Source organism: Streptomyces sp. NPDC020422, from assembly GCF_044386705.1.
Lineage (GTDB): Bacteria > Actinomycetota > Actinomycetes > Streptomycetales > Streptomycetaceae > Streptomyces.
This window is the reverse complement of record NZ_JBIRVJ010000003.1, coordinates 524,331-549,215: the sequence shown is the minus strand read 5'-3', so window position 1 is coordinate 549,215 and position 24,885 is coordinate 524,331. Positions and strand designations below refer to the sequence as shown.

At 72.5% G+C, this 24,885-nt stretch carries 18 protein-coding genes; 7 read left to right on the top strand and 11 right to left on the bottom strand.

Annotated elements, in window-relative coordinates:
• Positions 1–88: 88 nt before the first annotated feature.
• The 4 genes from ACH414_RS09880 (at position 89) to ACH414_RS09865 (ending at position 4,938) form a co-directional block, all read left to right on the top strand.
• Positions 89–3,292: a nitrate- and nitrite sensing domain-containing protein gene (locus ACH414_RS09880; protein WP_386569569.1), complete on the top strand. Its 3,204-nt coding sequence runs from the start codon at positions 89–91 to the stop codon at positions 3,290–3,292.
• 10 nt (positions 3,293–3,302) lie between these two features.
• Positions 3,303–3,716 (top strand): roadblock/LC7 domain-containing protein, encoded by a 414-nt coding sequence (locus ACH414_RS09875; protein WP_005311461.1) that lies wholly within the window; start codon positions 3,303–3,305, stop codon positions 3,714–3,716.
• A 93-nt stretch (positions 3,717–3,809) separates the two neighbouring features.
• A complete protein-coding gene (locus ACH414_RS09870; protein ID WP_382538330.1) occupies positions 3,810–4,376 on the top strand; it encodes a DUF742 domain-containing protein in 567 nt (188 codons plus the stop codon).
• Entirely contained in the window at positions 4,357–4,938 is a 582-nt protein-coding gene (locus ACH414_RS09865) for an ATP/GTP-binding protein (RefSeq protein WP_050791473.1), read from the top strand. The genes ACH414_RS09870 and ACH414_RS09865 overlap by 20 nt, the downstream gene beginning before the upstream one ends.
• A 74-nt stretch (positions 4,939–5,012) precedes the next feature.
• Here the strand turns inward: ACH414_RS09865 and ACH414_RS09860 are convergent, their stop codons facing one another.
• From ACH414_RS09860 to ACH414_RS09835, 6 genes are all read right to left on the bottom strand, one after another.
• Entirely contained in the window at positions 5,013–6,242 is a 1,230-nt protein-coding gene (locus ACH414_RS09860) for a hypothetical protein (RefSeq protein ID WP_386569573.1), read from the bottom strand.
• A 95-nt stretch (positions 6,243–6,337) separates the two neighbouring features.
• Positions 6,338–6,538, bottom strand: coding sequence for an acyl-CoA carboxylase subunit epsilon (locus ACH414_RS09855; RefSeq protein ID WP_382538324.1), 201 nt, complete (start codon positions 6,536–6,538; stop codon positions 6,338–6,340).
• Between the two features lie 15 nt (positions 6,539–6,553).
• Positions 6,554–8,137, bottom strand: a complete 1,584-nt coding sequence (locus ACH414_RS09850; RefSeq protein WP_382538321.1) for an acyl-CoA carboxylase subunit beta — start codon at positions 8,135–8,137, stop codon at positions 6,554–6,556.
• 143 nt (positions 8,138–8,280) lie between these two features.
• Positions 8,281–10,614, bottom strand: a complete 2,334-nt coding sequence (locus ACH414_RS09845; RefSeq protein ID WP_398941417.1) for a polysaccharide lyase 8 family protein — start codon at positions 10,612–10,614, stop codon at positions 8,281–8,283.
• A gap of 119 nt (positions 10,615–10,733) precedes the next feature.
• Complete coding sequence (locus tag ACH414_RS09840) at positions 10,734–14,591, bottom strand: endo-alpha-N-acetylgalactosaminidase family protein (RefSeq protein WP_398941416.1); 3,858 nt, start codon at positions 14,589–14,591, stop codon at positions 10,734–10,736.
• Positions 14,592–14,688: 97 nt separating this feature from the next.
• Positions 14,689–15,207: a hypothetical protein gene (locus ACH414_RS09835; RefSeq protein WP_382538313.1), complete on the bottom strand. Its 519-nt coding sequence runs from the start codon at positions 15,205–15,207 to the stop codon at positions 14,689–14,691.
• 253 nt (positions 15,208–15,460) lie between these two features.
• Here ACH414_RS09835 and ACH414_RS09830 point away from each other — a divergent pair, with 253 nt between their 5' ends.
• Both ACH414_RS09830 and dnaN read left to right on the top strand, forming a co-directional pair.
• On the top strand, positions 15,461–16,075 hold the full coding sequence (locus ACH414_RS09830; protein WP_386569580.1) for a YceI family protein: 615 nt from the start codon (positions 15,461–15,463) through the stop codon (positions 16,073–16,075).
• Between the two features lie 136 nt (positions 16,076–16,211).
• Positions 16,212–17,318 carry a DNA polymerase III subunit beta gene (gene dnaN, locus ACH414_RS09825; RefSeq protein ID WP_382538308.1) on the top strand — a complete coding sequence of 369 codons (1,107 nt, stop codon included), beginning with the start codon at positions 16,212–16,214 and terminating at the stop codon, positions 17,316–17,318.
• Positions 17,319–17,360: 42 nt separating this feature from the next.
• Here dnaN and ACH414_RS09820 read toward each other — a convergent pair whose 3' ends face one another.
• Positions 17,361–18,713, bottom strand: coding sequence for a hypothetical protein (locus ACH414_RS09820; protein WP_386569584.1), 1,353 nt, complete (start codon positions 18,711–18,713; stop codon positions 17,361–17,363).
• Between the two features lie 61 nt (positions 18,714–18,774).
• Positions 18,775–20,391, bottom strand: a complete 1,617-nt coding sequence (gene cimA / locus ACH414_RS09815; RefSeq protein ID WP_382538303.1) for a citramalate synthase — start codon at positions 20,389–20,391, stop codon at positions 18,775–18,777.
• Positions 20,392–20,877: 486 nt separating this feature from the next.
• On the opposite strand from cimA, the gene ACH414_RS09810 reads away from it, so the two are divergent.
• Positions 20,878–21,699: a hypothetical protein gene (locus ACH414_RS09810; RefSeq protein WP_391770244.1), complete on the top strand. Its 822-nt coding sequence runs from the start codon at positions 20,878–20,880 to the stop codon at positions 21,697–21,699.
• Here the strand turns inward: ACH414_RS09810 and ACH414_RS09805 are convergent.
• From ACH414_RS09805 to ACH414_RS09795, 3 genes are all read right to left on the bottom strand, one after another.
• On the bottom strand, positions 21,696–23,027 hold the full coding sequence (locus ACH414_RS09805; RefSeq protein ID WP_382538297.1) for an MFS transporter: 1,332 nt from the start codon (positions 23,025–23,027) through the stop codon (positions 21,696–21,698). The two genes, ACH414_RS09810 and ACH414_RS09805, sit on opposite strands and share 4 nt — an antisense overlap.
• A gap of 75 nt (positions 23,028–23,102) precedes the next feature.
• A complete protein-coding gene (locus ACH414_RS09800; protein ID WP_382538465.1) occupies positions 23,103–23,648 on the bottom strand; it encodes a TetR/AcrR family transcriptional regulator in 546 nt (181 codons plus the stop codon).
• A gap of 203 nt (positions 23,649–23,851) precedes the next feature.
• Positions 23,852–24,868 (bottom strand): agmatine/peptidylarginine deiminase, encoded by a 1,017-nt coding sequence (locus ACH414_RS09795; RefSeq protein WP_382538295.1) that lies wholly within the window; start codon positions 24,866–24,868, stop codon positions 23,852–23,854.
• Between the last annotated feature and the right edge of the window lie 17 nt (positions 24,869–24,885).

Below are 24,885 nucleotides of genomic sequence, written 5' to 3'. Positions count from 1 at the left end.
TGCTGCAATTCATGAACTCCCGAGTAGTACGGCCCTGAACGAAACACCGGCACAACGTAGGTGCCGACGCCGAGAGGTTGTTGGTCGAGTGAGGCGAAGCAAGGAAAGCTCCGCGGAGCAGCAGACGCGGGGCAACTTCACGCCGCCGTCGCGCGCGGCGATGTCGCCCCCGGACGAGCCCGTGACGCCCCCGGCCCCCGGCCGCAAGGGCAGCTCCAGCAAGCTCTCCCCGCGCAACTGGCGGGTGCCCACCCGGCTGAACGCGATCCTGCTCATACCCGTGCTCGTCGGTCTGGTCATGGGCGGCTTCCAGGTGAAGTCGTCCATCGACACCTGGCAGGAGGCGCAGGACGCCGAGAAGACCGCGCTCATCGTGCGCGCGGCCTCGGAGTACGGCCAGGCGCTGCTCAACGAGCGTGACCTCACCGCCACTCCCCTGCTCAAGGCCAAGAGCGCCGAGGACCGCCAGAGCGACGAGGTCGCCCAGGCGTACGCCGCCACCGACGCCGCCAAGGTCAAGTTCGACGAGGCCGTCAGGAACATGCCCAGCGGGCAGGGCCTGGAGCGGCGCCTGAAGCTGTTCCGGGACTCCGAGCCCAAGCTGGAGGCCCTGCGCAAGGTCGCCTACACCCGCTCGCTCGACCCGGTGAACACCCAGCTCGGCTACACGGGCATCCAGCACTACCTGATGGAGTTCTCCAACGAGCTCGGTCTGGGCACCGGCAACATCACCAGCTACGGCCGTACGGTCTACGCGATCCAGCTCGCGAAGGCCGCCGAGTCGCTGCAGCGGTCGATCGGCACCCAGCTCCTCGTCCGTCCCAGCAAGAAGGACGACGTCTTCGCGCAGCAGTCGGTTGCGTTCAACTCGTACAACTACCTGGAGCAGATCGCCCTCGGCGAGTTCCAGTCCGGTGGTACCGAGGCCGACGTCGAGCGGCTGAAGCAGGTCATGGCCGGCAAGGCCGCCGACGGCGCCAAGAAGATGGCGGCCGCCGGCGTCGAGCTGCCCAAGGGCAAGGACGACTCGGTCTACACCGGCGTCGCCCAGCTGATCGGCTCCGCCAAGGACGCCGACGCGCTCGCCGACCTCAAGAGCCAGGGCATCACGCCCGACACCTGGATGGCCGTCGCCACGGGCAAGTTCGACGGCTACACCGAGGTCGAGAAGGAGCTCGTCGACAAGGCCGTGACCGAGGCCGCCGACATCTCCGACGAGGCCCAGACGGACGCGTACGTCAACGGCGGCATCGTCGTGATCGCCCTGCTCGCCGCCTTCATCCTGGCCGGGATGATGGCGCGCCAGATGAGCCGCTCGATGCGCGAGCTGCGCACCGCCGCCTTCGGCATCGCCGAGCAGCGCCTGCCGATGCTGGTCGACCAGCTGTCCCGTACCGAGCCCGGCCGGGTCGACACCCGGGTGCAGCCCATCCCGATCGACTCCCAGGACGAGATCGGCGAGGTCGCCCGCGCCTTCGACCAGGTGCACCGCGAGGCCGTCCGGCTCGCCGCCGAGCAGGCCATGCTCCGGGGCAACGTCAACGCGATCTTCACCAACCTCTCGCGCCGCAACCAGTCGCTGATCGAGGGCCAGCTGACCCTCATCACCGACCTGGAGAACAACGAGGCCGACCCGGACCAGCTGGAGAACCTCTTCAAGCTGGACCACCTGGCCACCCGTATGCGCCGCAACGGCGAGAACCTCCTGGTCCTCGCCGGCGAGGAGCCCGGCCGCCGCTGGGACCAGCCGGTCCCGCTGGTCGACGTCATGCGCGCCGCCTCCTCCGAGGTGGAGCAGTACGAGCGCATCGAGCTGGCCGGTGTGCCGGACGCCGAGATCCACGGCCAGGCCGTGACCGACCTCGTGCACCTGCTCGCCGAGCTCCTGGAGAACGCCACCACGTTCTCCTCCCCGCAGACCAAGGTCCGCGTCACCGCCACCCGGCTGCCCGACGGCCGCGTGATGGTCGAGATCCACGACAAGGGCATCGGCCTCACCGCCGAGGACTTCGCGGACATCAACCACAAGCTGGCCAACCCGCCGACCGTGGACGCCGCCGTCTCGCAGCGCATGGGCCTCTTCGTGGTCGGCCGGCTCGCCGACCGCCACGGCATCCGCGTCCAGCTGCGCCCCTCGGGCGAGCAGGCCGGCACGACCTCGCTCGTCATGCTGCCGGACGCGATCACCCACGGCGGTGGCGGCGAGCAGCCGATCCAGGACGACTTCACCGTCTCGCAGATGATCCCCCAGCAGCAGCAGTCGGCCTTCGAGCCGGCGCCGCAGCTGCAGCCGATGCGGACCGCGGCCGAGCTCGGCTTCGACGACTCCCGCTACGAGCAGCCGGCCGACGAGCGCCAGCTCGACCCGGTCAACCGCTCGCTGATGCGCGACGAGCGCCGTGCGGCCCTGGAGGCCCAGGTGCAGGGCGGCGAGCAGACGCAGGGCTTCGCCGAGCAGGAGCGCGAGCAGGAGTACGCCGCCGAGTACCAGACCGCGGAGTACCAGGCCGCCGACTACCAGGCCGGCTACGCCGAGGGCTACCCGCAGGAGCAGGACGGCTACGGCTACACCCCGCAGGGTCACGAGGGCTACCAGGGCTACGAACAGCCCGTGGACGGCTACCGGGACCAGGCGTATGCGGAAGCCGCGTACGACGGTCAGGCCGTCGGCCACCCGACGTACGAGAACGGCTACGAACCCCAGGCCCACCAGGGTGACTGGCCTCAGCAGACGGCGTACCAGAACGGTTACGCGCAGGAGTTCGGGACCGAATCGGAATCTGGCCAGGCCGCTCCCGAACAGGCCCCCGAGCGCGTAGGCTTCGACCGTCCGGGTCCCACGCCGAGTCCCACCCCGGACGCCGGCCACGCGCTGACCGACGCCGGTCTGCCGCGCCGCGGCAGCGTCGCCCCTCAGGCGCCGCAGTCCCCGCAGGCACCGCAGCCCGCGCCGCCGGCCCAGCCCGCGCAGCCGGTCGGCGACCAAGCCCAAGGCACCGAGGAATGGCGCTCCGCCAATGACGAGCGCTGGTCCCGGGCCGAGAAGCTCCGCGACCCGAAGGCGGGCGGGGTCACCCCCTCCGGTCTTCCCCGACGGGTCCCCAAGGCCAATCTGGTCGAGGGATCGGCGGAGCACACCCCGCAGGGCGGCCCCCAGGTCTCCCGCGCACCGGAGGACGTGCGGGGCAGGTTGAGCAACCTGCGCCGTGGCGTCCAGCAGGGACGCAGCGCGGGGACGGACACGAACGGATCGGGCCTCGGCCCGGGTAGTACCTACAACCAGGAGCGTTAGTGTGAGCCCGATGAGCCAGGCGGCGCAGAATCTGAACTGGTTGATCACCAACTTCGTGGACAACACCCCCGGGGTGTCCCACACGGTGGTGGTCTCCGCCGACGGACTCCTGCTCGCGATGTCCGAGGGGTTCCCCCGGGACCGGGCCGACCAGCTGGCGGCCGTCGCCTCCGGACTGACCTCGCTGACCGCGGGCGCGTCCCGGATCTTCGAGGGCGGCGCGGTCAACCAGACCGTGGTGGAGATGGAGCGCGGCTTCCTCTTCATCATGTCGATCTCGGACGGTTCCTCGCTGGCCGTGCTGGCCCACCCCGAGGCCGACATCGGTCTGGTGGGCTACGAGATGGCACTGCTCGTCGATCGCGCGGGAAGCGTTCTGACTCCTGACCTCCGGGCGGAGCTTCAGGGAAGTCTTCTCAACTAACAGACAGACAGTGCGTTTCTCGTCACCGCACCGTAGGGTTCGGTGGCGCGGTTCCAAGGGACATGGAGCCGCGAGGCAGTCGGAGGAGGAGACGTGGGAACACCCCCGGGCAGTAGCCCCTACAACGGTTTCGACGCGCATCGGGCGCCCCTGGGCGACACCGCGCAGAACCGGTTCAACTTTCCCTCCACGCCGAGCAGACAGGGCGTACAGCAGCCCTATCAGCAGCAGCCTCAGTCCCAGCCCTCCGCCGCCGGCAGCCCGAGCGCGTCCAACGCGTCGGGCGGCCGGGCGGCCGGCCAGGGCGGCTCGGGCGGGCACAACCCGCTCGTGCGTCCGTATGCGATGACCGGCGGCCGGACCCGGCCGCGCTACCAGCTCGCCATCGAGGCGCTGGTCAGCACCACGGCCGATCCGGCCCGGCTGCAGGGGCAGTTGCCCGAGCACCAGCGGATCTGCCGGCTGTGCTTCGAGATCAAGTCGGTCGCGGAGATCTCGGCCCTTCTCTCCATCCCCCTCGGCGTTGCCCGGATTCTCGTCGCCGACCTGGCGGAGGCCGGACTTGTCGCCATCCACCAGCCCGGCGGCGACGAGGCCGCCGGCGGTCAGCCAGACGTGACACTGCTCGAAAGGGTGCTCAGTGGACTTCGCAAGCTCTAGCGGCGGCGCGGCCCGTTCAACCACCAGCGCGAAGATCGTGGTGGCGGGTGGCTTCGGCGTGGGCAAGACCACGTTCGTCGGCGCGGTCTCGGAGATCAACCCGCTGCGAACCGAGGCCGTGATGACGTCCGCGTCGGCGGGCATCGACGACCTCACCCACACCGGCGACAAGACGACGACGACTGTCGCCATGGACTTCGGCCGCATCACCCTGGACCAGGACCTGATCCTGTACCTCTTCGGTACGCCCGGCCAGGACCGCTTCTGGTTCATGTGGGACGACCTGGTCCGCGGCGCCATCGGCGCCGTCGTGCTGGTCGACACCCGGCGACTCGCCGACTGCTTCCCCGCGGTCGACTACTTCGAGAACTCCGGCCTCCCCTTCGTCATCGCCCTCAACGGCTTCGACGGACACCAGCCGTACAACCCGGAGGAGGTCCGCGAGGCCCTCCAGATCGGGCCCGACACCCCGATCATCACGACCGACGCCCGCCACCGCGCGGACGCCAAGAGCGCGCTCATCACCCTGGTCGAGCACGCGCTCATGGCGCGCCTGCGGTAACCGTCCCGACGGGCACGAGGTAAGCGAAGGCCCCGCACGCCGATCCGGTGTGCGGGGCCTTCGCGGTGCTGCCGTCAGAAGAGCAGGGTGGCGAGGGGCCGCGGTCCGCGGCTGCCGGAGGCGGAGAGGACGTACAGGCCGGTGACCTCCACGCGGCCGGTGGGACCGTCGATCCAGCGGAAGCCTGCCTCCTCCAGGGGCCGCCGTGCGGGATGCCGATCGTCGCCGCGGCCCGTGACGAAGCGGCCGAGACCGCTGACGAACACGACGTCGAGGCCCGGGCACGTGATCCTGTGGGCCACGCCGTCGTCCTGGTCGTCGTACTCGTCCTGCTCCCCGTACTCGTCGGGGTCGCCCACGGGGACCGCCGGGCCGGGGTCGAGACCGGCCGAGGCCAACGCCTCCGTCGCCCGGGCCAGCCGGGCGGCGGGGTCCGGGCGGCCCGGCGGCTCGGTCACCAGGGCTTCGAGGCGCCACCGGGGGTCGCTCCGCCGCTCGCAGGAGGGGGCGTACGCGTGGACGAGCGCCCGGCGCACCTCCTCGTCCAGTCCGGCGACCTCGGTCCGCGGGCTGCCGAGCCGCTCGTCGATCCGGCGCGTCCGGGCGCGGTCGCCGGTGAGGCGGTGCAGGGCGCAGGCGGCGTGGACGGCGGCCTCCAGGGGCGGCGTGCCGTCCAGGAAGGCCAGCAGGCGGTCCGGGTCCCCGGCGAGCGACTGGGCGAGGTGGGCGACGCCGCGGTCGGGGTCGGCCAGGTACGCGGTGACGTCCTGTCCGGCCCGGTGCCGCAGCCGGAGCGCGAAGCGGCGGTCCTCGGGCCGCTCCTCGCCGAGGGCGGCCAGGACCGCCTCGACCCCGTGGTGCTCCACCAGGCCGTCGAGTCCGGCCTCCCCGGCCTTTCGCCACCGCTCCAGGTACGAGTCCGCGAGGGTGGCGAGCGGGCGGGCGGCGGTCGGGTCACCGAGCCGGCCGCGCGCCGTCAGGACCGCCTCGGGCATGCCGTGGTCGCCGTCCTGCTCCGGGTCGTGCGCGCGCAGCCAGGGCAGCAGCTCGGAGCGGTCCGCGAGGGCCTCCAGCAGCGCGATGCGCACCTCGGCCGGCTCCCGCCGGTCGCGGATCCGGTCGGCGAGGCCGGGGATCCGGGCCGGCGGGACCCGGCCGGCGAGCGTCTGCGCGCAGATGTGGCGCCGCCACCAGGCGTTGCCCGTGTCGAGCACGTAGCGCGCGAGGGCGTCGGGGTCGTGGGCGCCCAGGGCGGCGCGGTCGGGCCGGCCCCGCTCCGGTATCAGCGCGTCGATCTTCCGCATCGGGCGATGCTATGCGCACCGGACGCCGAAGGGCCCCGGACGCCGAAGGGCCCCCGGTCTCCCTTGCGGGAGGCGGGGGGCCCTCGATCGGGTCGTCAGCGCCAGCTGTGCGGGGCGCGGAAGCCGTTCTCGCGCTCCAGGCGGCGCCAGCCGGCCGTGGAGCGGCCGTGGTGGGCGGTCTGCTCGGGCTGGGCGGCGGCGCGGGCCAGCAGGACCGCGGTGATCGCGGCCAGCTCCTCGGGCTCGGCGTGGCCCTTCTCGACGCGGAGAAGGTTGGCTGTGGCAGGCGTGGTCACTTCGGTGGGCTCCTCTTACTGAGGCGGGTTGCCGTGCTTGCGGGACGGCAGGTCGGCGTGCTTGGTGCGGAGCATCGCGAGGGACTTGGCGAGCACCTCGCGGGTCTCGGCGGGGTCGATGACGTCGTCGACCAGGCCGCGCTCCGCGGCGTAGTACGGGTGCATCAGCTCGGCCTTGTACTCCTTGACCATGCGGGCTCGCATGGCCTCGGGGTCCTCGGCCTCCGCGATCTGCTTGCGGAAGATGACGTTGGCGGCGCCCTCGGCGCCCATCACCGCGATTTCGTTGGTGGGCCAGGCGTAGGTCAGGTCGGCGCCGATGGACTGGGAGTCCATGACGATGTACGCGCCGCCGTACGCCTTGCGCAGGATCAGCGAGATCCGCGGGACGGTCGCGTTGCAGTACGCGTAGAGCAGCTTCGCGCCGTGGCGGATGATTCCACCGTGCTCCTGGTCGACGCCGGGCAGGAAGCCGGGGACGTCCAGAAGGGTGATGATCGGGATGTTGAAGGCGTCGCACATCTGGACGAAGCGCGCGGCCTTCTCGGAGGCCTCGATGTCGAGCACGCCGGCCAGCGACTGGGGCTGGTTGGCGACGATGCCGACGACCTGGCCGTCGAGCCGGGCGAGGGCGCAGATGATGTTGCGGGCCCAGCGCTCGTGGATCTCCAGGTAGTCGCCGTCGTCGACGAGCTCCTCGATGACCTTGTGCATGTCGTACGGGCGGTTGCCGTCGGCGGGCACCAGGTCGAGCAGCACGTCCGAGCGGCGGTCGGCCGGGTCCTCGGAGGCGACGGTCGGCGGGTTCTCGCGGTTGTTCTGCGGGAGCATCGACAGCAGGTAGCGCACCTCGGCGATGCAGGTCTCCTCGTCGTCGTACGCGAAGTGCGCGACGCCGGAGGTCTCGGCGTGCACGTCGGCGCCGCCGAGGCCGTTCTGGGTGATCTCCTCGCCGGTGACCGCCTTGACGACGTCCGGACCGGTGATGAACATCTGCGAGGTCTCGCGGACCATGAAGACGAAGTCGGTCAGGGCGGGGCTGTAGGCCGCGCCGCCGGCGCACGGGCCGAGCATCACCGAGATCTGCGGGATGACGCCGGAGGCCCTGGTGTTGCGCTGGAAGATGCCGCCGTAGCCGGCGAGGGCGGAGACGCCCTCCTGGATGCGGGCGCCGGCGCCGTCGTTCAGGGAGACCAGCGGGGCACCGGCCGCGATGGCCATGTCCATGATCTTGTGGATCTTGGTGGCGTGGGCCTCGCCGAGGGCGCCGCCGAAGATCCGGAAGTCGTGCGCGTAGACGAAGACCGTGCGGCCCTCGACCGTGCCCCAGCCGGTGATGACACCGTCGGTGTACGGCTTCTTCGCCTCCAGGCCGAAGCCGCTGGCGCGGTGCCGGCGGAGCTGCTCGACCTCCTGGAAGGAACCAGCGTCGAGCAGCAGGTCGATGCGCTCGCGAGCGGTCAGCTTGCCCTTGGCGTGCTGGGCCTCGGTCGCTCGGTCACTCGGGCCACGCCGAGCCTGCTCGCGCAGCTCGTGCAGCTCGGCCACACGGCCACGGGCGTCAGCGGGCTCGCTCGGGATCTGGTCCACAACGGTCATGTACCGACCCTACGAACTCACCCAAGGAAACCCCGCCGTCGACTCCGTACAGTCTCCCGTGTCGAATCCTGGTGGGGCTTGACAGAACATTCGCCCCACCAGGCCGAGTCAACAGCCAGACACCCCAGGTGATTGTAGGGTTTCTACACAAGGACTTCGCAACGGTGGGTCGCGCCCGCCGTACCGGGGGTGATCCGCAGCCGCAGCCCGCGCGGCCCCGCGGCGATCACCTCCACGGACGCGTCCCGGGAGAGCACCTCCCGCACCGGGCGGTCCCAGGCCAGCTCGAAGGGCGCTCCGCTCCGCACCGGCTCGCTCACCCGCAGCGCCACGGCGGGCCCGCCGCGTCGCAGCAGCAGGCTCGCGGGCGCGGAGACGGTGAGCCGCTCCACGGTACCGGCCGCCCAGAAATTGGCGGCGGTCAGTCCGAGGGACGGGACGGCGACGGCCTGCCGGCCGGCGTCGTTGGCGAGGACGCGCAGCCAGCCCGGGTCCGCGGCGCGGGCCGCGAGGGTGCGGGCCGAGGCCCCGGGCATCAGCAGGTAGGCGTACGAGGCGCCCACCGGATCCGTGCCGTGGTCCAGCCACAGGGTCTGGTAGCGGCGGGTGCGGCGCTCGGTGGAGCTGGTGGTGTTGATGTCGCTCCAGGCGCCGGTGCGGTCCTCGCGCAGCGTGCGCAGCTCCCGCGCACCCTGCGGGAAGACCCAGCCGCCGTGGCCTTCGAGGTGGGCCCAGCCGTCGCCGGTGGTGAAGGCCTGGGTGCCGCCCTCGCCCAGCAGGCGGTTGTCGACGACGGTCTCGACGGGCACGCCGTCGCGCGCGGTGATGCCCGCGCCCAGGCAGATGACGGTGTCGGCGGCGCAGAACCAGGACTTGCGGGCCTCCAGGGTGGAACCGAGACCCTTGAGGTGCTGGCCGACGACGGCGAACTCCCCGTCGGTGGCGCCGCCGACCCACTTCACGGCCGGCCGGGCCGCGCCCCACTCGCCGCCGGCCCGGTCGGCGAGGCGCTTGGTCGAGACGGTGGTGCCGGGCAGCCGGTAGGGGTCGACGGTGGGCCAGAACCAGTCGGTGTACTGGCCGCCCTGGTCCGGTGTCCACCACGAGAGCATGCCGGCGCCGGTGTGCCAGCCGCGGGGGTTCTCGCCGTTGCCGCACTCGTAGAAGGCGATGCGCTCGGAGGCCATGGCGATGTGGGCGGCCCAGCCCGGGCGGCGGTGCACCGCCCGGTCCATGGCGGTGAACAGGCGGTGCCCGGTGGGTTCGGGCGCCGCGGGGACGGGCCCGGCGGCGATGGCGCCGAGGCGGGCGAGGTCGGCGACGCCGAACTGGCGGGCGGCGAGCACCGGGGAGACGGTGTCCCGCTCGATCCAGCCCTTCACCCGGGCGTGCCAGCGGGTCCGCTCGGCGGGGCTCGCGCCGCCGGCCAGCAGGGCGATGGCGGCGATCAGGCCCTGGCCGTGGAAGTGGTCCGAGCGCATGATCCGCCGCTGGTCGCTCTTGAGGTAACCGCGGCTGACGGCCCGCCCGTTGACGCCGTCCATCACCAGTCCGTCGTAGATGAGGGGCGCGTAGGCGTGCTCGACGCTGTCGAGGATGATCTGCCGGTTGGGGTCGGTGACCTCCCAGGTGGAGCCGGCGAGCAGGCTGAAGAGGCGCCCGAGGCCGTCGAGCATGACCTGGCCGTAGGTGCCGGAGTAGGCGACCCACGTGTGCTGGACGAAGGAGCCGTCGGCGTAGAGGCCGTCGCCCTGGGTGACGTACGGGAAGACGGGCGACAGGGCGTCCCGGGCGAGGGCGATCTTGGCCGGGTTCGCGCCGAGGACCCCGCGCAGGGCGACCGACCGGCACAGGTCGACGCGGTTGGCGCCGGTGGAGGTGCCGGTGTACGCGCCGAGCGCGGAGTCCGGGACGAAGTGGTCGACGGCCGCGCAGGCGGCGGTGATCCGGTCGGCCCCCAGGAGCGGGTGGAGGGCGGCGACGATGTCCATGAGGAGGCGCGGGGAGCCTATCTGCCACTCCCACCAGTTGCCGTAGCGGACGGTGCCCGGGTGGTAGACGCGCTCGGAGAGGTGGTCGAGGCCGCGCAGGACGTCGGCGAGGAGGGCGGGGTCGCCGGTGAGGCCCGTGCCGTCCTGGAGGTAGGCCTGGGTCATCGTCCACAGCCGGCCGTAGCTCTGGGTGATGCCGGCGGGCGGGTCGAACGGGGCGTCGGGCCACACCGAGTTCACGGTGGGGGCCATCGTGGCGCGGAAGCCCCGGGCGAGGGCACCGGTCTCGGCGAGCCGGGAGGCGTAGGGCTCGGCCCCGGCGTCGTAGCCGGAGCCGAGCTGGAGGTCGACCCAGCGCCGCCGCAGCGTCTCGAACTCGTCCTCGGCGGCGTGCGCGTGGGGTGCGAGGGCGAGGGCGGCCGCGGCGGCGGAGGCCGCGGTCAGGAGGGTGCGGCGGGACAGCTGGCCTGCGAGGGGGACGGGCACGGGGGCCTCCGGGGGAAGAGGTGTGGACCGGTCCGGGCCGGTTCGAGCCCGGTGTAGCACCCGTCCTCCGACGCAATCAATGAGCACAACAAGCGCTTACTGCCTTGTCCTGTAAGCGCTCAGCCCCCGCAGTGGAAGCGGGCGTCCCCCCAGTCCGCGTGGTCGTTGCCGTTTCCGTCGCCGCCGTCCCCGACGACCAGGTCGACGTACGAGGCACCGCTGATGTCGGCGGTGAGGGACCAGGCGGCGTCGGCGGCCTTGAGGACCGGGGACTTCGCCTTCTCCGTGCCGTCGGCGAGGACGCCGAACTGCACGCTGCCGCGGGTGGTCTGGACGTCGTCCACGCCGACCTGGGCGGTGAAGGAGGTGCACCGGCCGCCCAGGTAGTAGCGGATGGTGGCCGGGGCGTGGCTGCCCAGGCCCTTGGCGTAGGCCGCTCCCCCGATCCGCAGCGGACCGCCGTCGCCGGCGCCGGTCCCGCCGTTGGAGAGGTCCTTCTCGACCGGCCCCCAGCCGCTGACGGCCGAGACCCAGTCGAGGTCGCTCGCCCAGCTGTCGGCGGTGGGCGGCGGGGGCAGGGTGCGGACGGTGGTGGCGGCGGTCAGCTTCCGGGGCTCCCCGCCGACGGCGTAGCCGACGCTCGCCGCCAGCTCGTACGGCCGGTGGGCGGCGTCCGCCGGCGGGGTGACCCGCCAGGTGGCGGTGGTGGTGGCGCCCGGCTCGACGGCGGCGAGGGCGACGGGCCCGGCCGGCTCGGCGGTCCAGCCCTCGGGCAGGTTCAGCGCGGCCTCGGCGCCCTCGACGGCGGTGGCCTCGTCGTTGCCGAAGGAGACGGTGACGGTGTGGGCGCGGCCCGGCTCCAGGGTTTCGGGCGCGGTGACCGCGAGGGTGCCGCAGGCGGCCCGCTCGGCGGCCGGGCCGAGGTCGGTGACGGTGAAGCGGTCGAGCACGAAGTCGGCGCCGTCGGGGGCGTCGGCGCGCTTGCGCAGACCGGTCCAGGTGTCGCCGCAGCCCGCGGTGACGGTCTCGGCGAAGTGCCCGGTGGACGTCTGCCGCCCGATGGCGGTGCGGCGGGTCTCCACGGGGACGCCCTGGCCGGTCCTGCGGTCGTAGCCGGTGACCCACTCGTAGGCGCCGGCGTGGCTGGACTGGTAGTCGAACGCGACGCGGTAGGCGTGCCCGTCCTTCATGGGCACGGTCCAGGGCGCGGTCCGGTAGACCAGGCCGCTGTTCTCGTCATGGGACTTGAGGGACTCGGCGCCGTCGAGCACGTCGTCGACGAGCTTCCCGTTCCATCCGGCCTGGGTGTACGGGGCGTGCAGCTGGGCGAGGTGGGTGCGCGGGTCGTTGGTGCCGCCCGCGTCGCCCTTGAGGAAGGGCCCCCAGCCCTGGTCGACGGCCTCGAAGTCCTCGTACACCAGGGCTCCGGGCTGGGTCGCCGGGTCGTCGGCGACGATCCGGACGTCGTCCACGCGGACGCCGGCGGCGCTGCCCGCCGCCGCCTCGATCCGCAGCTCGGCGCTCTCGGGGGCGGTGAAGGTGACCTTGGCGCGCTGGAAGCGGGTGCCGTTCCAGTCGGAGGCGGCGACCCGGTTCTCCAGGACGGAGCGCTCGACGGTGACGGCGGCGCCGCCGATGGAGAGCGTCGTCGGCCGGGTCCTGCCGGGCTCGACCTCGATCAGGGCGGAGGCGGTGTAGCGGGCGCCGGGCGTCAGGCCGGTGACCCGCTGGCGTACGGAGGCGCCGGCGGATCCGGTGAGCTTCGCGCTGTTGCGGCCCTGGGCGTCGGTGTCGCGGGCGACGGTGCCGGTCTTCGTCCAGGAGCGCAGTCCGGCGTCGTTGAAGCCGGGGTCCCTGACCGGGGTGCCCTGGCCCCAGCGGGGGGCGGGCTGCTCGGGCGCCCGGTCCGGGTAGAGGACGTAGGGCTGTCCGGCGACGGCGTCGAGGGTGACCCGGCCGCCCTGGGGCCGGACGGTGCCGGTCTTCACCCGCCCGTTGTCGGTGAGCTTGTAGACGGTGTACGAGCCGGTGCCGGCGACGGCCCAACTCGTCCTGCCGCCGGTCTTGTTGTAGTGGTAGAGCTTGCTGCCGCCGGCCCAGGGCAGCAGATAGGAGTCGCCGTCGAGGACCTTGCGGCCGTGCGCGTAGAAGGTCCGCCGGCCGTTCTCGACGGTGCCGCGGACGCCGCCGGTGAAGGTGATGTCGTCGCCGTTCCAGCGGGTGATCCGCTGCTGCTGGAGGTACTTGGCGGGCAGGTTGCGCTGCCAGATGTTGGCGGTGAAGGCGGTGTGGTCGGTCTCCCCGGTCCAGCCCTCGAAGTCGACGAGGGCGGTCTGGCCGAGGACCGGGTGGGCGTTCCAGACGTCCTTCTCGCCGTTGCGGATGAAGCGGATGATCTGCGAGTTGAGGCCCTTGTTGGCGGCGCCGCCGTAGTCGAGGTCGTTGGCCCAGTGGGACCACAGGGAGGCCCGCTCGAACTTCTCCGACCACTCGGTGGCGACGTTCCAGCCCTGGGCCTGCACGGCCTGCAGCGTCTTGTCGGCGATCCAGCCGTGGGTGTAGTAGACGTCGATGTAGAGCATCGACAGATTGGCGTCGGTCTCGTCCCTGAGCTGCTGGAAGCGGCGGGCGAGGTCGCCGCTGTTGACGTCGCGGCGCTGGTCGATGGAGTAGCTCTGGTTGAGCCAGTTCCAGCCCGGCCTGCTCTTGTCGACGAGCGTCTCGCTGAAGTTCCTCGCCTCGGGGTAGGCCTCGGTGGCGTTGACGTGGACGCCGAAGCCCGCGCCCCATTTCCTGCCCTCGCGCAGCAGGGTGTTGAGGTCGGCGAGGCCGCCGGCGCGCTTGTTGTAGTTGCCGCCGTAGTCCGGGTGGGCGGAGTCGTGGCCCTCGGAGCCGTATCCCTTGAGCAGCGCGAACTGGCCGAGGCCGTCGGTGGCCAGCGAGATCCGCTTGACGTCGTCGAGGGTGCGCAGGAAGGGGTGGGTGGCCTGGGAGGCGAAGTTGAAGGGGATGTGGGCGACCACCCGGTCCGGGGTCTGCTCGCTGCCCGGGGCCCTGATGCCGATGGTGCGGAAGGCGACGGCGCCGTCCTGCCAGTCGGTGCGGCCGTCGCCGTTGGCGTCGGGGGTGACGACGACCTTGGCCCAGGGCAGGTTGTCGCCGCTCTCCGGGCGGGGTGCGCCGGCGCCGCGGTAGGTCCACTGGCCGGACCAGACGCCGACGCGGGTCTCGGTGCCGGTCGCGGACTTACGGGCCTGGTGCCAGAAGCGGGCGCCGTCGCGGGCGGAGGCGCCGGTGGGCTTGTCGTAGGAGGAGTTCGACTCGACGGCCGCGGCGAGCTGCCCGGTGTTGACGATCGCGTAGCTGGCGCCGACGGCCGCCGGGTCGGCCGGGGTGGCGTCGGTGACCCGTCCGAAGACGTCCGCGGTCCGGGTGGAGTCGGGATCGAGCCGGGTGAACGCGGTCGCGGCGCCGGGGTCGGCCGAGCCGACGGAGACCAGGTCGTGGCCGGGGATGTCGATGGTGCCGACCCGGAATGCCTCGGTGTCGCGCACGGCGGTCACCCGGAAGGTGGTCGCCCGGCCGCCGACGCTCAGCCGGGCGTCGATCTCGACCCCGGGCAGGGCGGGGAAGCCGAGGGTGTACGCGGCGGAGTCCCCGGTCACGACGGGGGCGGCCGTGGTCTGGACGGTGTAGGCGGTGCCGTTGAGGACGACCTGGGTGACGGGGGCGGTGGAGCCGAGCAGCCGGGCGCCGGTGGCGCGGTCGGTGTACGAGAGGACACGGGGGAAGTCCTCGGCGACGGCGACGGAGAGCTGCGCGGAGCCGATGACGGCGGCGGTCGCCGGCTCGGGGGTGTCGGCGGCGGTCCCGGCGCGGGCCGGTCCCGCCAGGGCCAGTACGGCGGAGGTGGCGGCGGCCAGCGCACAGGCCGTGCGCAGCCGCCGCGCGGCGGAGGGAGGGTAGGGGTGCGACATGCGCACCAGTTGGCCCGGCGGGGCGGAGCACCGTCAACGAGATCGTGCGCGGACGGCCCCGCCAGTCCAACAACCCCCTCCGCTTAGTCCAAGTGCCTCAGCAGCCGCCGCAGTTGTAGAAGGTCACGTCCCAGTGGTTGCCCTCGTCGGCGTAGACGTTGCCGGCGCCGGACTTCCACTGCGGGGCGCCGTCGCCGCGCAGGCCGATGTAGGTGAAGGTGTTCTTGACGTAGTTGGTGACGCAGGTGCCCTTGGCGAAGTCCAGCTTGTAGCCGTTCCAGTGCGAGTACGTGCCGCTGGCGTGGCCGGTCTCGGTGCCGCCGGTGATGTTCAGGGCGCAGCCGCTGGCGCTCTTGAGGGTCTGGGCGCCCTGGGCGGTGGCGAGGTTGAGCTGCTCGAAGGACGTACAGGTGGAGTTGTAGCGGTCCGAGCAGTTGCCGGAGGAGGACCAGGTGATCCCCGAGTTCCGGAACATCGAGGTCGCGGTGGCGTGGCTGATCTTGGTGACCGTGACCGCGGCGTGGGCGTCGGCGGCGCCGGACAGGGCGCCGAAGCCGGGGGCGAAGAGGGCGCCGAGGACCAGGCCGAGCGCGGTGAGGACGGAGCGGAGCTTCACGGAGGGTGCCTCCTGCTGATGACCGTGACGGTAGGGGACGGCTGTGCAGGTGGTGCGGTGGAGCTGGTCGCGCAGGGAGATGGTGCCGCAGTTCTACGCGCGTCCGCCAGAGGGCGTCGGGACCGTCCGGGTGAACTCTTCCCGCCAGATGTTGAAAGTTGAACGGAATAGGTCTATCGTCGTTCTCGTTGAAGGTTCAACAACACGGGAACCGGCCCCCCACCCGCCGGGAAATCTGATCAAGGAGCACGTCATGGGCATCTTCAGCCGCAAGAACAACGAGGCCGCCACCTCCGCCGTCGCCACCCTCCCGGTGGACCCGGCCCTCGCCGCCCTGACCGGCGACTACACGATCGACCCGGCCCACAGCAGCATCGGCTTCACCGTCCGCCACGCCATGGTCACCAACGTCCGCGGCACCTTTGCGGAGCACGAGGGCGCGCTGAAGCTGGACGGCTCGAACCCGGCCGCCTCCTCCGCCTCCATCGACGTCAAGATCGCGTCCATCGACACCGGCATCGCCGACCGTGACGGGCACCTGCGCAGCGGCGACTTCTTCGACGCCGAGAAGTTCCCGACGATGAGCTTCCGCTCCACCGAGGCCGAGCAGCTGGGCGGCGACAAGTACCGGATCAAGGGCGACCTGACCATCAAGGACGTCACCAAGCCGCTCTCCATCGACCTGGAGTTCAACGGCACCGCGACCGACGTCTACGGCAACGAGCGTGTCGGCTTCGAGGGCAACGCCGAGATCCTGCGCTCCGAGTGGGGCCTGACCTGGAACGCGGCCCTGGAGACCGGTGGCGTCATGGTCAGCGACAAGGTCAAGCTGAACTTCGACATCTCCGCGATCAAGAACGCCGCCTGATCCCCGGGGCCCTGGCCCCACCGGCCCGTGTACGGCCGAAAACGAGCGCGCCCGCCTCTCCGCCCCGCAGCGGAAGGCGGGCGCTCGGCGTTCCGGGCCGCTGCCGTTGTCAGTGGTGCCCGTTAGCGTCACCGGCATGGAACTCCGCATCGACAGCGCCGCGTTGACCGAAGCCGTGGCCTGGGCCGCCCGGGTGCTGCCCGCCCGCTCCCCCGTGCCCGTCCTGGGCGGCCTGCTCCTGGAGGCCGCCGACGGCCGGCTGCGCGTCTCGGGCCTCGACTACGAGGCCTCCGCCCGGATCGAGGTCGACGCGGACACCCCACGGGACGGGCGCGCCCTGGTGCTCGGGCGCCGGCTGCTCGACATCTGCAAGGTGCTCCCGCACGGCCCGGTGGTCTGCGCGGTCGAGGGGGCCCGGCTCGCGGTGACCGGCGGCGACGCCCGGTTCGGGCTCTCGCTGCTCCCCCTCGACGACTACCCGGCCCCGCCCGCGCTGCCCGCCCTGCGCGGGGAGGTGGACGCGGACGCCTTCGCGGCGGCCGTCGGCCACGTGGCGGTGGCGGCCGGGCGGGACGACGCGCTGCCGGTGCTGACGGGGATACGGCTCGGCCTCGACGGCACGACGATGACGCTGGCCGCGACGGACCGCTACCGGTACGCGGTGCGCACCCTGGAGTGGCGGCCGCGGGGGGAGCCGCCGGTGGGCGCCGGGGCCGCCGACGTCGTGGTGCCGGCCCGGCGGCTCACCGAGATCGCCCGCTCGCTCGCGGGCGCGGGGCCGCTGCGGCTCGCCCTCGACCACGGCTCCATCGGCTTCGAGAGCGAGGGCATGCGGACCACCACCCGGCTGCTCGACGGGCGGCTCCCCCGGCACGACAAGCTCTTCGCGCTCGGGGAGCACGCGGTCGCGGTGACCGAGCGGGCCCCGCTGGTCGAGGCGGTGAAGCGGGTCGCCGTGGTGGCCGAGGGCGACAGCCCGGTCCAGCTGGCCTTCGACGGGACGGGCGTCCACCTCCAGGCGGGGTACGAGGACGACGTGGCCGCCCAGCGGCTGCCCGCCGCCCTCACCGGCGCCGCGTCGATGACGGTCGCCTTCAACCCGGGCTATCTGCTCGACGCCCTGGGCTCCTTCGACGCCCCCGAGCTGCGACTGCAGCTCCTCGGCCCGGGACAGCGGGCGCTGATCACGGACGCGGCCGGGTCCCACCGGCATCTGCTGATGTCGGTGAAGCCCCTGGTCTGACACGGCCCCGCGGCCAGGCGAGGGGCGGCAGCCGGACGGGGATCAGAAGCCGCCACCGCCGTCGAAGCCGCCACCGCCGTCGAATCCCCCGCCCCCGTCGAAGCCGCCGAAGTCGCTCGAACCGAAGTCGCCGGAGCTGAAGTCGGCGCCGGAGAAGTCGCCGCCCTGGAAGTCCGCGCCGCCGTACTCGGCGGCGTAGGCCGGGGTGGAGAGCATCGAGCCGAGCATGGTGCCGACCAGCAGGCCGGGCAGCATGCCGCCGCCGAAATAGCCGCCCGCCCAGGGGCCGTACGCGGGTCCCGCCTCCCAGTAGGGGCGGCGCCCGCCGTCGGTCTCGACGGTGCGGGCCTGCGGGTCGAGCCCGTCGTCGAGGCGGGCCGCGTCGGCGGCGCAGACCGGCACCTGGCGGGCGGAGCCACCGGCCGGGGTCCAGGTGCGGTCCCCGGTCGAGGGGCCGTGCCGCGGGTCGAAGAAGCAGGGCGGACGCCGCTCGGGCGGCTCCCGGCCCTCGCGGCGGGCGGCGAGCACGGCGAGCGAGTAGCGCCCGTCCTCCAGGGACTGGGTCACCCCGCGCACGTCGTGCGGGCGGGTGGCCGTCTCCATCAGCGACTTGGCCTTGTCGTAGGAGTCGAGGGCCCGCTCGTAGTCCCCGCGCATGGCGTCGTCGGCGCCGGCCTCGGCCGGGTGGAAGTCGAGCCGCTCCAGCTCCTCGCCGAAGGCGGTGATGTCCTCGTCGACGACGACCCGCAGCCGGTCGAGGGCCGCGCGCTCCTCGGCCTCACGGCGCAGCCGCCTGCGCCGGCTCACCGTGTAGAGGGCCGCGCCGCCGGCCAGCACGATCGCGCCCAGGACGACCAGACCGGCGACCGGTACGCCGGAGCCGGACGAGGTGCCGACCGCGCCCCAGGAGGCGGGCGCGGAGCCGCGCAGGGTGGGCAGGGCCTGGTCGACGAAGTTGTTCAGCTCGGTCTTGGCGTCGACGCCGGGCTGCCGTACGTCGGCGACGAGGTTGCGCACGGCGTCGCGGGACATCACCGAGGAGTCGGCGGCCGCGTTGAAGCCGTCGCCGAGCCGTACGGCGTAGAGCCCGGTCACCCCGGTCTCGGTGCGCAGGTTGCGGAGCAGGTTCTCCGGCGGGAACTGGGCGTTCGCCGGGAGCACCGCCACGAACAGCGGCTTGTCCGCGTCCTTGATCTTCCGCGCGAGGGCGTCCGCGTCGGCCTTCGACAGCTGCGCCGCCGCGCCCGGGTCCACGTACACCGGCCCCTGTTTCAGGGCGGCGGCCGCGTCGGAGACGCCCGTGGCCCTGGCACCCGCGGACGGGGCCAGGGCCAGGAGCAGCAGCAGTACCAGGCCGGCGAGGGCCGACCACACGGATATCGCCCTGGTCCTCATGGTTAGACGCTACCCGAACGGAACCGAACAGGACATCGAGGGAGCTTTCCCCCTGGCGGGACTATTCCGCCGGGTCGATGCCCGCCCGGAGCAGGCCGTAGGTGAAGGCGTCCTCCAGGGCGTGCCAGGAGGCGGCGATGACGTTCCCGCCGACGCCGACGGTGGACCACTCGGCGTTGCCGTCGCTGGTGGTGACCAGGACCCGGGTGGTGGACTCGGTGCCGTGGCGGCCCTCCAGGATGCGGACCTTGTAGTCGACCAGCTCGAACTTGGCCAGCGGCGGGTAGATCCGCTCGAGCGCCACCCGGATCGCCCGGTCGAGGGCGTTGACCGGGCCGTTGCCCTCGGCGGTGGCGACCATGCGCTCGCCCTTGGCCCACAGCTTCACGGTGGCCTCGTTGGCGTGGGTGCCGTCCGGGCGGTCCTCGACGATGGCCCGCCAGGACTCGGTACGGAAGTAGCGACGCGGCCGGCCCTCGACCTCCTCGCGGAGCAGCAGCTCGAAGGAGGCGTCGGCGGCCTCGTACGTGTAGCCCTTGAGCTCGCGTTCCTTGACCCGCTCGACCACGCGGGCGACCAGCGCCCGGTCGCCGCCCAGGTCGACGCCGAGCTCCTTGCCCTTGAGCTCGATGGAGGCGCGGCCGGCCATGTCGGAGACGAGCATCCGCATGGTGTTGCCGACCAGCTCGGGGTCGATGTGCTGGTAGAGGTCCGGGTCCACCTTGATGGCGGAGGCGTGCAGGCCCGCCTTGTGCGCGAAGGCGGAGACGCCCACGTACGGCTGGTGGGTCGAGGGGGTGAGGTTCACGACCTCGGCGATGGCGTGCGAGATCCGGGTCATCTCCGCGAGGGCGCCGTCGGGCAGCACCTTCTTGCCGTACTTGAGCTCCAGGGCCGCGACGACGGGGAAGAGGTTGGCGTTGCCGACCCGCTCGCCGTAGCCGTTGGCGGTGCACTGGACGTGGGTGGCGCCCGCGTCGACGGCGGCGAGGGTGTTGGCGACGGCGCAGCCGGTGTCGTCCTGGGCGTGGATGCCGAGCCGGGCGCCGGTGTCGGCGAGGACGGTGGCGACGACGGCCTGGACCTGGGCGGGGAGCATGCCGCCGTTGGTGTCGCAGAGGATGACGACGTCGGCGCCGGCCTCGTACGCGGTGCGGACGACGTCCTTGGCGTAGCCGGGGTTGGCCTTGTAGCCGTCGAAGAAGTGCTCGCAGTCGACGAAGACCCGGCGGCCCTGGGCGCGCAGGTGGGAGACGGTGTCGCGGACCATCTCCAGGTTCTCGTCGAGGGTGGTGCGCAGCGCGAGCTCGACGTGCCGGTCGTGCGACTTGGCGACGAGGGTGATCACCGGGGCGCCGGAGTCGAGCAGCGCCTTGACCTGCGGGTCCTCGGCCGCGCTGGCACCGGCCCTGCGGGTCGCGCCGAAGGCGACGAGCTGGGCGTTCCTGAACGCGATCTCCTGCTGGGCGCGGGCGAAGAACTCGGTGTCACGCGGGTTGGCGCCGGGCCAGCCGCCCTCGATGAAGCCGACGCCGAAGTCGTCGAGGTGCCGCGCGATCGTCAGCTTGTCCGCGACGGTGAGGTTGATTCCTTCGCGCTGGGCGCCGTCGCGCAGCGTGGTGTCGAAGACATGGAAGCTGTCGTCGAGGCGCGGGCTCTCGCCGTTCTCCGTGGTCATGACTGTGATGGCTCCTGTCGGATGTGGCTCCGGAAGGTCTGGATCCACTTGCCCCCATTCTCACGCGCGGTCCGTTTTCGGCGGTGGTGGGGCCGGAAAACGAAAAAACCCCTCGCGGGTGCGAGAGGTCTGCGCGCGGGTCTGGGGCACGGTGTCCGCCTGCGTGGGGGTCGTTCCACGCTCAGCGGCCACTGCGGACCGGCGCGCTGCTGCCCATAATCATGGTGGTAGCAAGCACGCCCGCAGTCTGCCACAGCCGGCTGGGTGACAGGGGCGTGATCTCAGCATGCGGGCGGTCGTTCCGTGGGACGGATCTCCCGCGTGAGCACTCGACCTCCCGCGGGGCCTCCGTCGGGCCCGCCCACCGGACCGCCGAGCGGGCCGCTCCACCCGCCGCCCCCGCCGGATCCGGAGCCGGGCGACGGCCGCGGCCGGGGCAGCGGGAGCGGCGCCGCGCCTCCCCCACCGGGATCGTCCGAAGCGCCGGTGCCTCCCCTCCCCCCGCCGGGCGGACGGCGCCGCCTCCTGCTGCTCGTCGCGGGCGGGGTGCTCGCGGCGGCGAGCCTGACCGTCGCCCTGGTGGCCCTCCTGAAGGGCGGCGACGAGAAGGGCCCCTCGGACACCGCGAGGCCGACCGGCACGAGCACCGCGAGCAGCGAGCCGTCGAGTGCGCCGGCCGACTCCACCGCCGCCCGCGCCCGGGCGCACACCCTGGCCCTGCGGGTGGTCCTGGCACCCGAGGACTGGGCGCCCGACCACAAGCGGAGCGACCCGTACCAGCAGGATCCGGCGAGCGAGTACGAGGTGTCGCAGGACTGCAAGGGCTTCGTCCAGGCCAACCGCTCGGGCACCCTTGCCGCGGTCTCCCGCTCCGTGACGTACCCCGAGGCGAACCTCACCCTCACCGGGACCAGCGATGTGAGGGTCTTCGCCGACGTGAGGACCGCCGAGGTCTACATGGCGGACGCCCAGGAGACCACCCGCCGCTGCCCGGTGCAGCAGTCCGGGAAGTCCCGCTGGTCGGGGGTGCGCCAGGCGGGCGAGCCCGCGGTGACCGGCTTCGACGAGGTGATGGCCGAGGAGGGCACCCAGTCCGCGGACGCCGACGGCAAGGCGACCGACTACCCGTATGTCGTGTACACCGGCCGCTCGGGCGACACCGTCCTGAGCGTGTTCGCCCTCGAATCGCGCGCCCGGGCGAAACTCCTGGCCCCGCGCGCCACGGCCGCCCTCCAGAAGCTCCAGCAGCGCCTGGTGACCGCCCGGGGCGGGGCGACGCCCCAGGCGGGACCTCCGGACACGGCCTAGGCGGGGGCGGAGGCCCTCTCCTCCCCCTCGGCCCGCTGCGGCGGAACGCCGCCGCCCACCCGGCCCAGGTCGATGTCGCGGGTCTCGCGCATCGTGAGGTAGACGACCAGCGAGACGGCCGCGCAGCCCGCCACGTACCAGGAGAAGCCCGACTCGATGCCCGCGTCCTTGAACCAGAGCGCCACGTACTCGGCCGTGCCGCCGAAGAGGGCGTTGGCGATCGCGTACGGCAGGGCGACACCGAGGGCGCGGATGCCGGTCGGGAAGAGCTCGGCCTTCACACACGCGTTGATCGAGGTGTAGCCGGTGACGACGACGAGCGCGAGGAGGGAGAGGCCGAGGGCCGGCCAGAAGGAGCCCGCGTGCTTGAGCATCGTCATGATCGGCACGGTCAGGAGGGTGGAGCCGACCGCGAAGGTGATCAGCAGCGGGCGGCGGCCGACGCGGTCGGAGAGCCGGCCGGCGAGCGGCTGGAGGCAGGCGAAGACGATCAGCGCGCAGAAGGAGACCAGGGTGGCGGTCTGCTTGGGAAGCCCGGCGGAGTTGGACAGGTACTTGGTCAGATAGGTGGTGTACGTGTAGTACGCCACGGTCCCGCCCATGGTGAGCGCGATGACGAGGAAGGCCTCCCGCTTGTGCGCCCACAGCGCCTTGACGGTGCCCTTCTCGCCCTGCGCGACCCCGTCGTCGGCGGTCTCCTCGTAGACGTCCGTCTCCAGCATGGTGCGGCGCAGATAGAAGACGACGGCCGCGCCGAGGGCGCCCACGACGAACGGGATGCGCCAGCCCCAGCTGTGCAGGGCCTCGGCGGACATGGTCCGCTGGAGGACGATCTGGAGCCCCAGGCCCACGATCTGACCGGCCGTCATCGAGACGTACTGGAAGCTGGAGGCGAAGCCGCGGTGCTGCGGGGCGGAGGCCTCGGTGAGATAGGTGGCGCTGGCGGCGTACTCGCCGCCGACGGACAGGCCCTGCAGCAGCCGGGCGACGAGGAGCACGGCGGCGCCGCCGTAGCCGGCCACGGCGTAGGTCGGCGCGACGGCGATCAGGACCGCCGAGGCGGACATCAGCGTCACGGTGAGGGTCAGCGCGGCCTTGCGGCCCTTGCGGTCGCCGACCCGGCCGAGCAGCCAGCCGCCGACGGGGCGCATGAAGAAGCCGACGGCGAAGATGCCGGCCGTGTTCATGAGCTTGGCGGTGTCGTTGCCCTCGGGGAAGAACGCCCCCGCGAAGTAGGTCGCGAAGCTCGCGTACACGAACCAGTCGAACCACTCGACCATGTTGCCGGCCGACCCTACCCAGATCTTCTTCCAGTGCTCTCGTCCCATGGGCAGGAACCGTGCCGGAGGAAACCCGCGGCCAACAAGGCCGTATCGCGCAACGATCGGGAGTACTTGCGTTCCTTAAGATCGCGAAATCAGGGTTTCGTCGATGAACTCCCTGACGTGACCGAGCACTTGTTCCCGCCCGGTTCCCGGGATGCCGACCGCCACATGCACGCTGAAGCCGTCGAGGAGCGCCCGCATCCGGTGCGCGAAGCGGTCCGGGTCGACGGCCTTGAACTCCCCGCGCGACACCCCTTCGGCCAGGATCGCCACCAGGTCCCGGTGCCAGGCCCCCTCGATGGCGGCCTGCCGGGCGCGGGCGTCGGCGTCGGCGTTCTGCGAGCGGTTCCAGACCTCGAGCCAGAGCGTCCAGTGCGGGTCGCGCGGCCCGTCGGGCACGTACACGTCCACGTATCCGTCGAGCCGCTCCCGCGCGCTCCCCGGCCCGGACAGCAGGGCGCTGCGCTCGGCGCCGAGCCGTCCCTCGCTCCACTCCAGGGTGCGCAGCAGCAGCTCGTCCTTGGTGCGGAAGTAGTAGAGCAGGTGCCCGCTGCTCATCCCGACCTGCCGCCCGAGACCGGCCATGGTCAGCCCGTCGAGCCCGCGCTCGGCGATGGTGTCCATCGCGGCGGCCAGCACGTCCTCGCGGGGCGGGGCGGCCTGGTTGCGGCGGCGGGGGTGGGGTGTCGGGTCGCTGCTCTGACTCACTCGTACGTTCTACATGATGCGACGGATCCGGCCCTCCGGCCCACCCCCGCGGGGTGACCGGCGGGGGCGGGAACGGGGGGACGGAGAGAACGGGGAGGGCGGGGTCCGGGCCCCGGTGGCTACACCGCCGGCTGCTGCTGGGTGATGCAGTGGATGCCGCCGCCGCTCGCGAAGACCGTGCGGGCGTCGACGAGGACGACCTCACGCTCCGGGAAGAGACGACGGAAGATCTCGGCCGCGACCTCGTCGTGGGGGTCGTCGAAGGCGCAGAGGACCACGCCGTCGTTGCACAGGTAGTGGTTGATGTACGAGTAGTCGACCCAGTCGCCGTCCTCGTCCTTGAGGACGGTCGGGGCCGGGACCTCGATGACCTCCAGGGGGCGGCCCTGGGCGTCGGTCTGGCCGCGCAGGAGGTTGACGTAGAGGCGGGAGCGCTCGTAGTCGGGGTGGCGCGGGTCCTGCTGGCTGTGGACCAGGACGGTGCCGGGGCGGGCGAAGGCGGCGACGATGTCGACGTGGCCCTGGGTGCCGTACATGCCGTAGTCGGCGGCCAGGCCGTGCGGGAGCCAGATCGCCTTGGTGGTGCCGAGCTTGGCGTGGATCTCCGCCTCGACCTCCTGGCGGTTCCACTCGGGGTTGCGGCCCGCGCCCAGCTGGACGGTGTCGGTGAGGAGGACCGTGCCCTCGCCGTCGACGTGGATCGCGCCGCCCTCGTTGACCAGGGGGGAGGACAGTACGGGGACGCCGGCCGCGTCGGCGACATGGCGGGCGATCTTGGAGTCGTGCTCCCAGCGGGCCCAGTCCTGGGCGCCCCAGCCGTTGAACACCCAGTCGACCGCGGCCAGGGCGGTGCCGTCGGTCACGAAGGTCGGGCCGATGTCGCGCATCCAGGCGTCGTCCAGCTCACGCTCGACGAGCTCGATGTCCTCCCCGAGGAGGGCGCGGGCCGACTCGGCGTCGCCGGGACCGACCACCATGGTCACCGGCTCGAAGCGGCGCACGGCGCGGGCCACCGCGGCCCAGGCGGCCCGGCCCTCGGCCAGTTCCCGGTCGTCGGTGAAGGTCGCGTTGGGGCTGGGCCAGGCCATCCAGGTGCGCTCGTGGCGGGTCCACTCGGCGGGCATGCGGTACGTCATGGGCTGCGGTCCTAGCG

Excerpts from the sequence above, each read along its gene's own strand:
- ACH414_RS09830 (WP_386569580.1), top strand. The coding sequence starts at position 15,461 with ATGGGCATCTTCAGCCGCAAGAACAACGAGGCCGCCACCTCCGCCGTC.
- ACH414_RS09850 (WP_382538321.1), bottom strand. The coding sequence starts at position 8,137 with ATGACCGTTGTGGACCAGATCCCGAGCGAGCCCGCTGACGCCCGTGGC.
- ACH414_RS09800 (WP_382538465.1), bottom strand. The coding sequence starts at position 23,648 with ATGGACACCATCGCCGAGCGCGGGCTCGACGGGCTGACCATGGCCGGT.
- cimA (WP_382538303.1), bottom strand. The coding sequence starts at position 20,391 with ATGACCACGGAGAACGGCGAGAGCCCGCGCCTCGACGACAGCTTCCAT.
- ACH414_RS09840 (WP_398941416.1), bottom strand. The coding sequence starts at position 14,591 with ATGTCGCACCCCTACCCTCCCTCCGCCGCGCGGCGGCTGCGCACGGCC.
- ACH414_RS09875 (WP_005311461.1), top strand. The coding sequence starts at position 3,303 with ATGAGCCAGGCGGCGCAGAATCTGAACTGGTTGATCACCAACTTCGTG.
- ACH414_RS09795 (WP_382538295.1), bottom strand. The coding sequence starts at position 24,868 with ATGACGTACCGCATGCCCGCCGAGTGGACCCGCCACGAGCGCACCTGG.
- ACH414_RS09820 (WP_386569584.1), bottom strand. The coding sequence starts at position 18,713 with ATGAGGACCAGGGCGATATCCGTGTGGTCGGCCCTCGCCGGCCTGGTA.
- ACH414_RS09860 (WP_386569573.1), bottom strand. The coding sequence starts at position 6,242 with ATGCGGAAGATCGACGCGCTGATACCGGAGCGGGGCCGGCCCGACCGC.
- ACH414_RS09805 (WP_382538297.1), bottom strand. The coding sequence starts at position 23,027 with ATGGGACGAGAGCACTGGAAGAAGATCTGGGTAGGGTCGGCCGGCAAC.
- dnaN (WP_382538308.1), top strand. The coding sequence starts at position 16,212 with ATGGAACTCCGCATCGACAGCGCCGCGTTGACCGAAGCCGTGGCCTGG.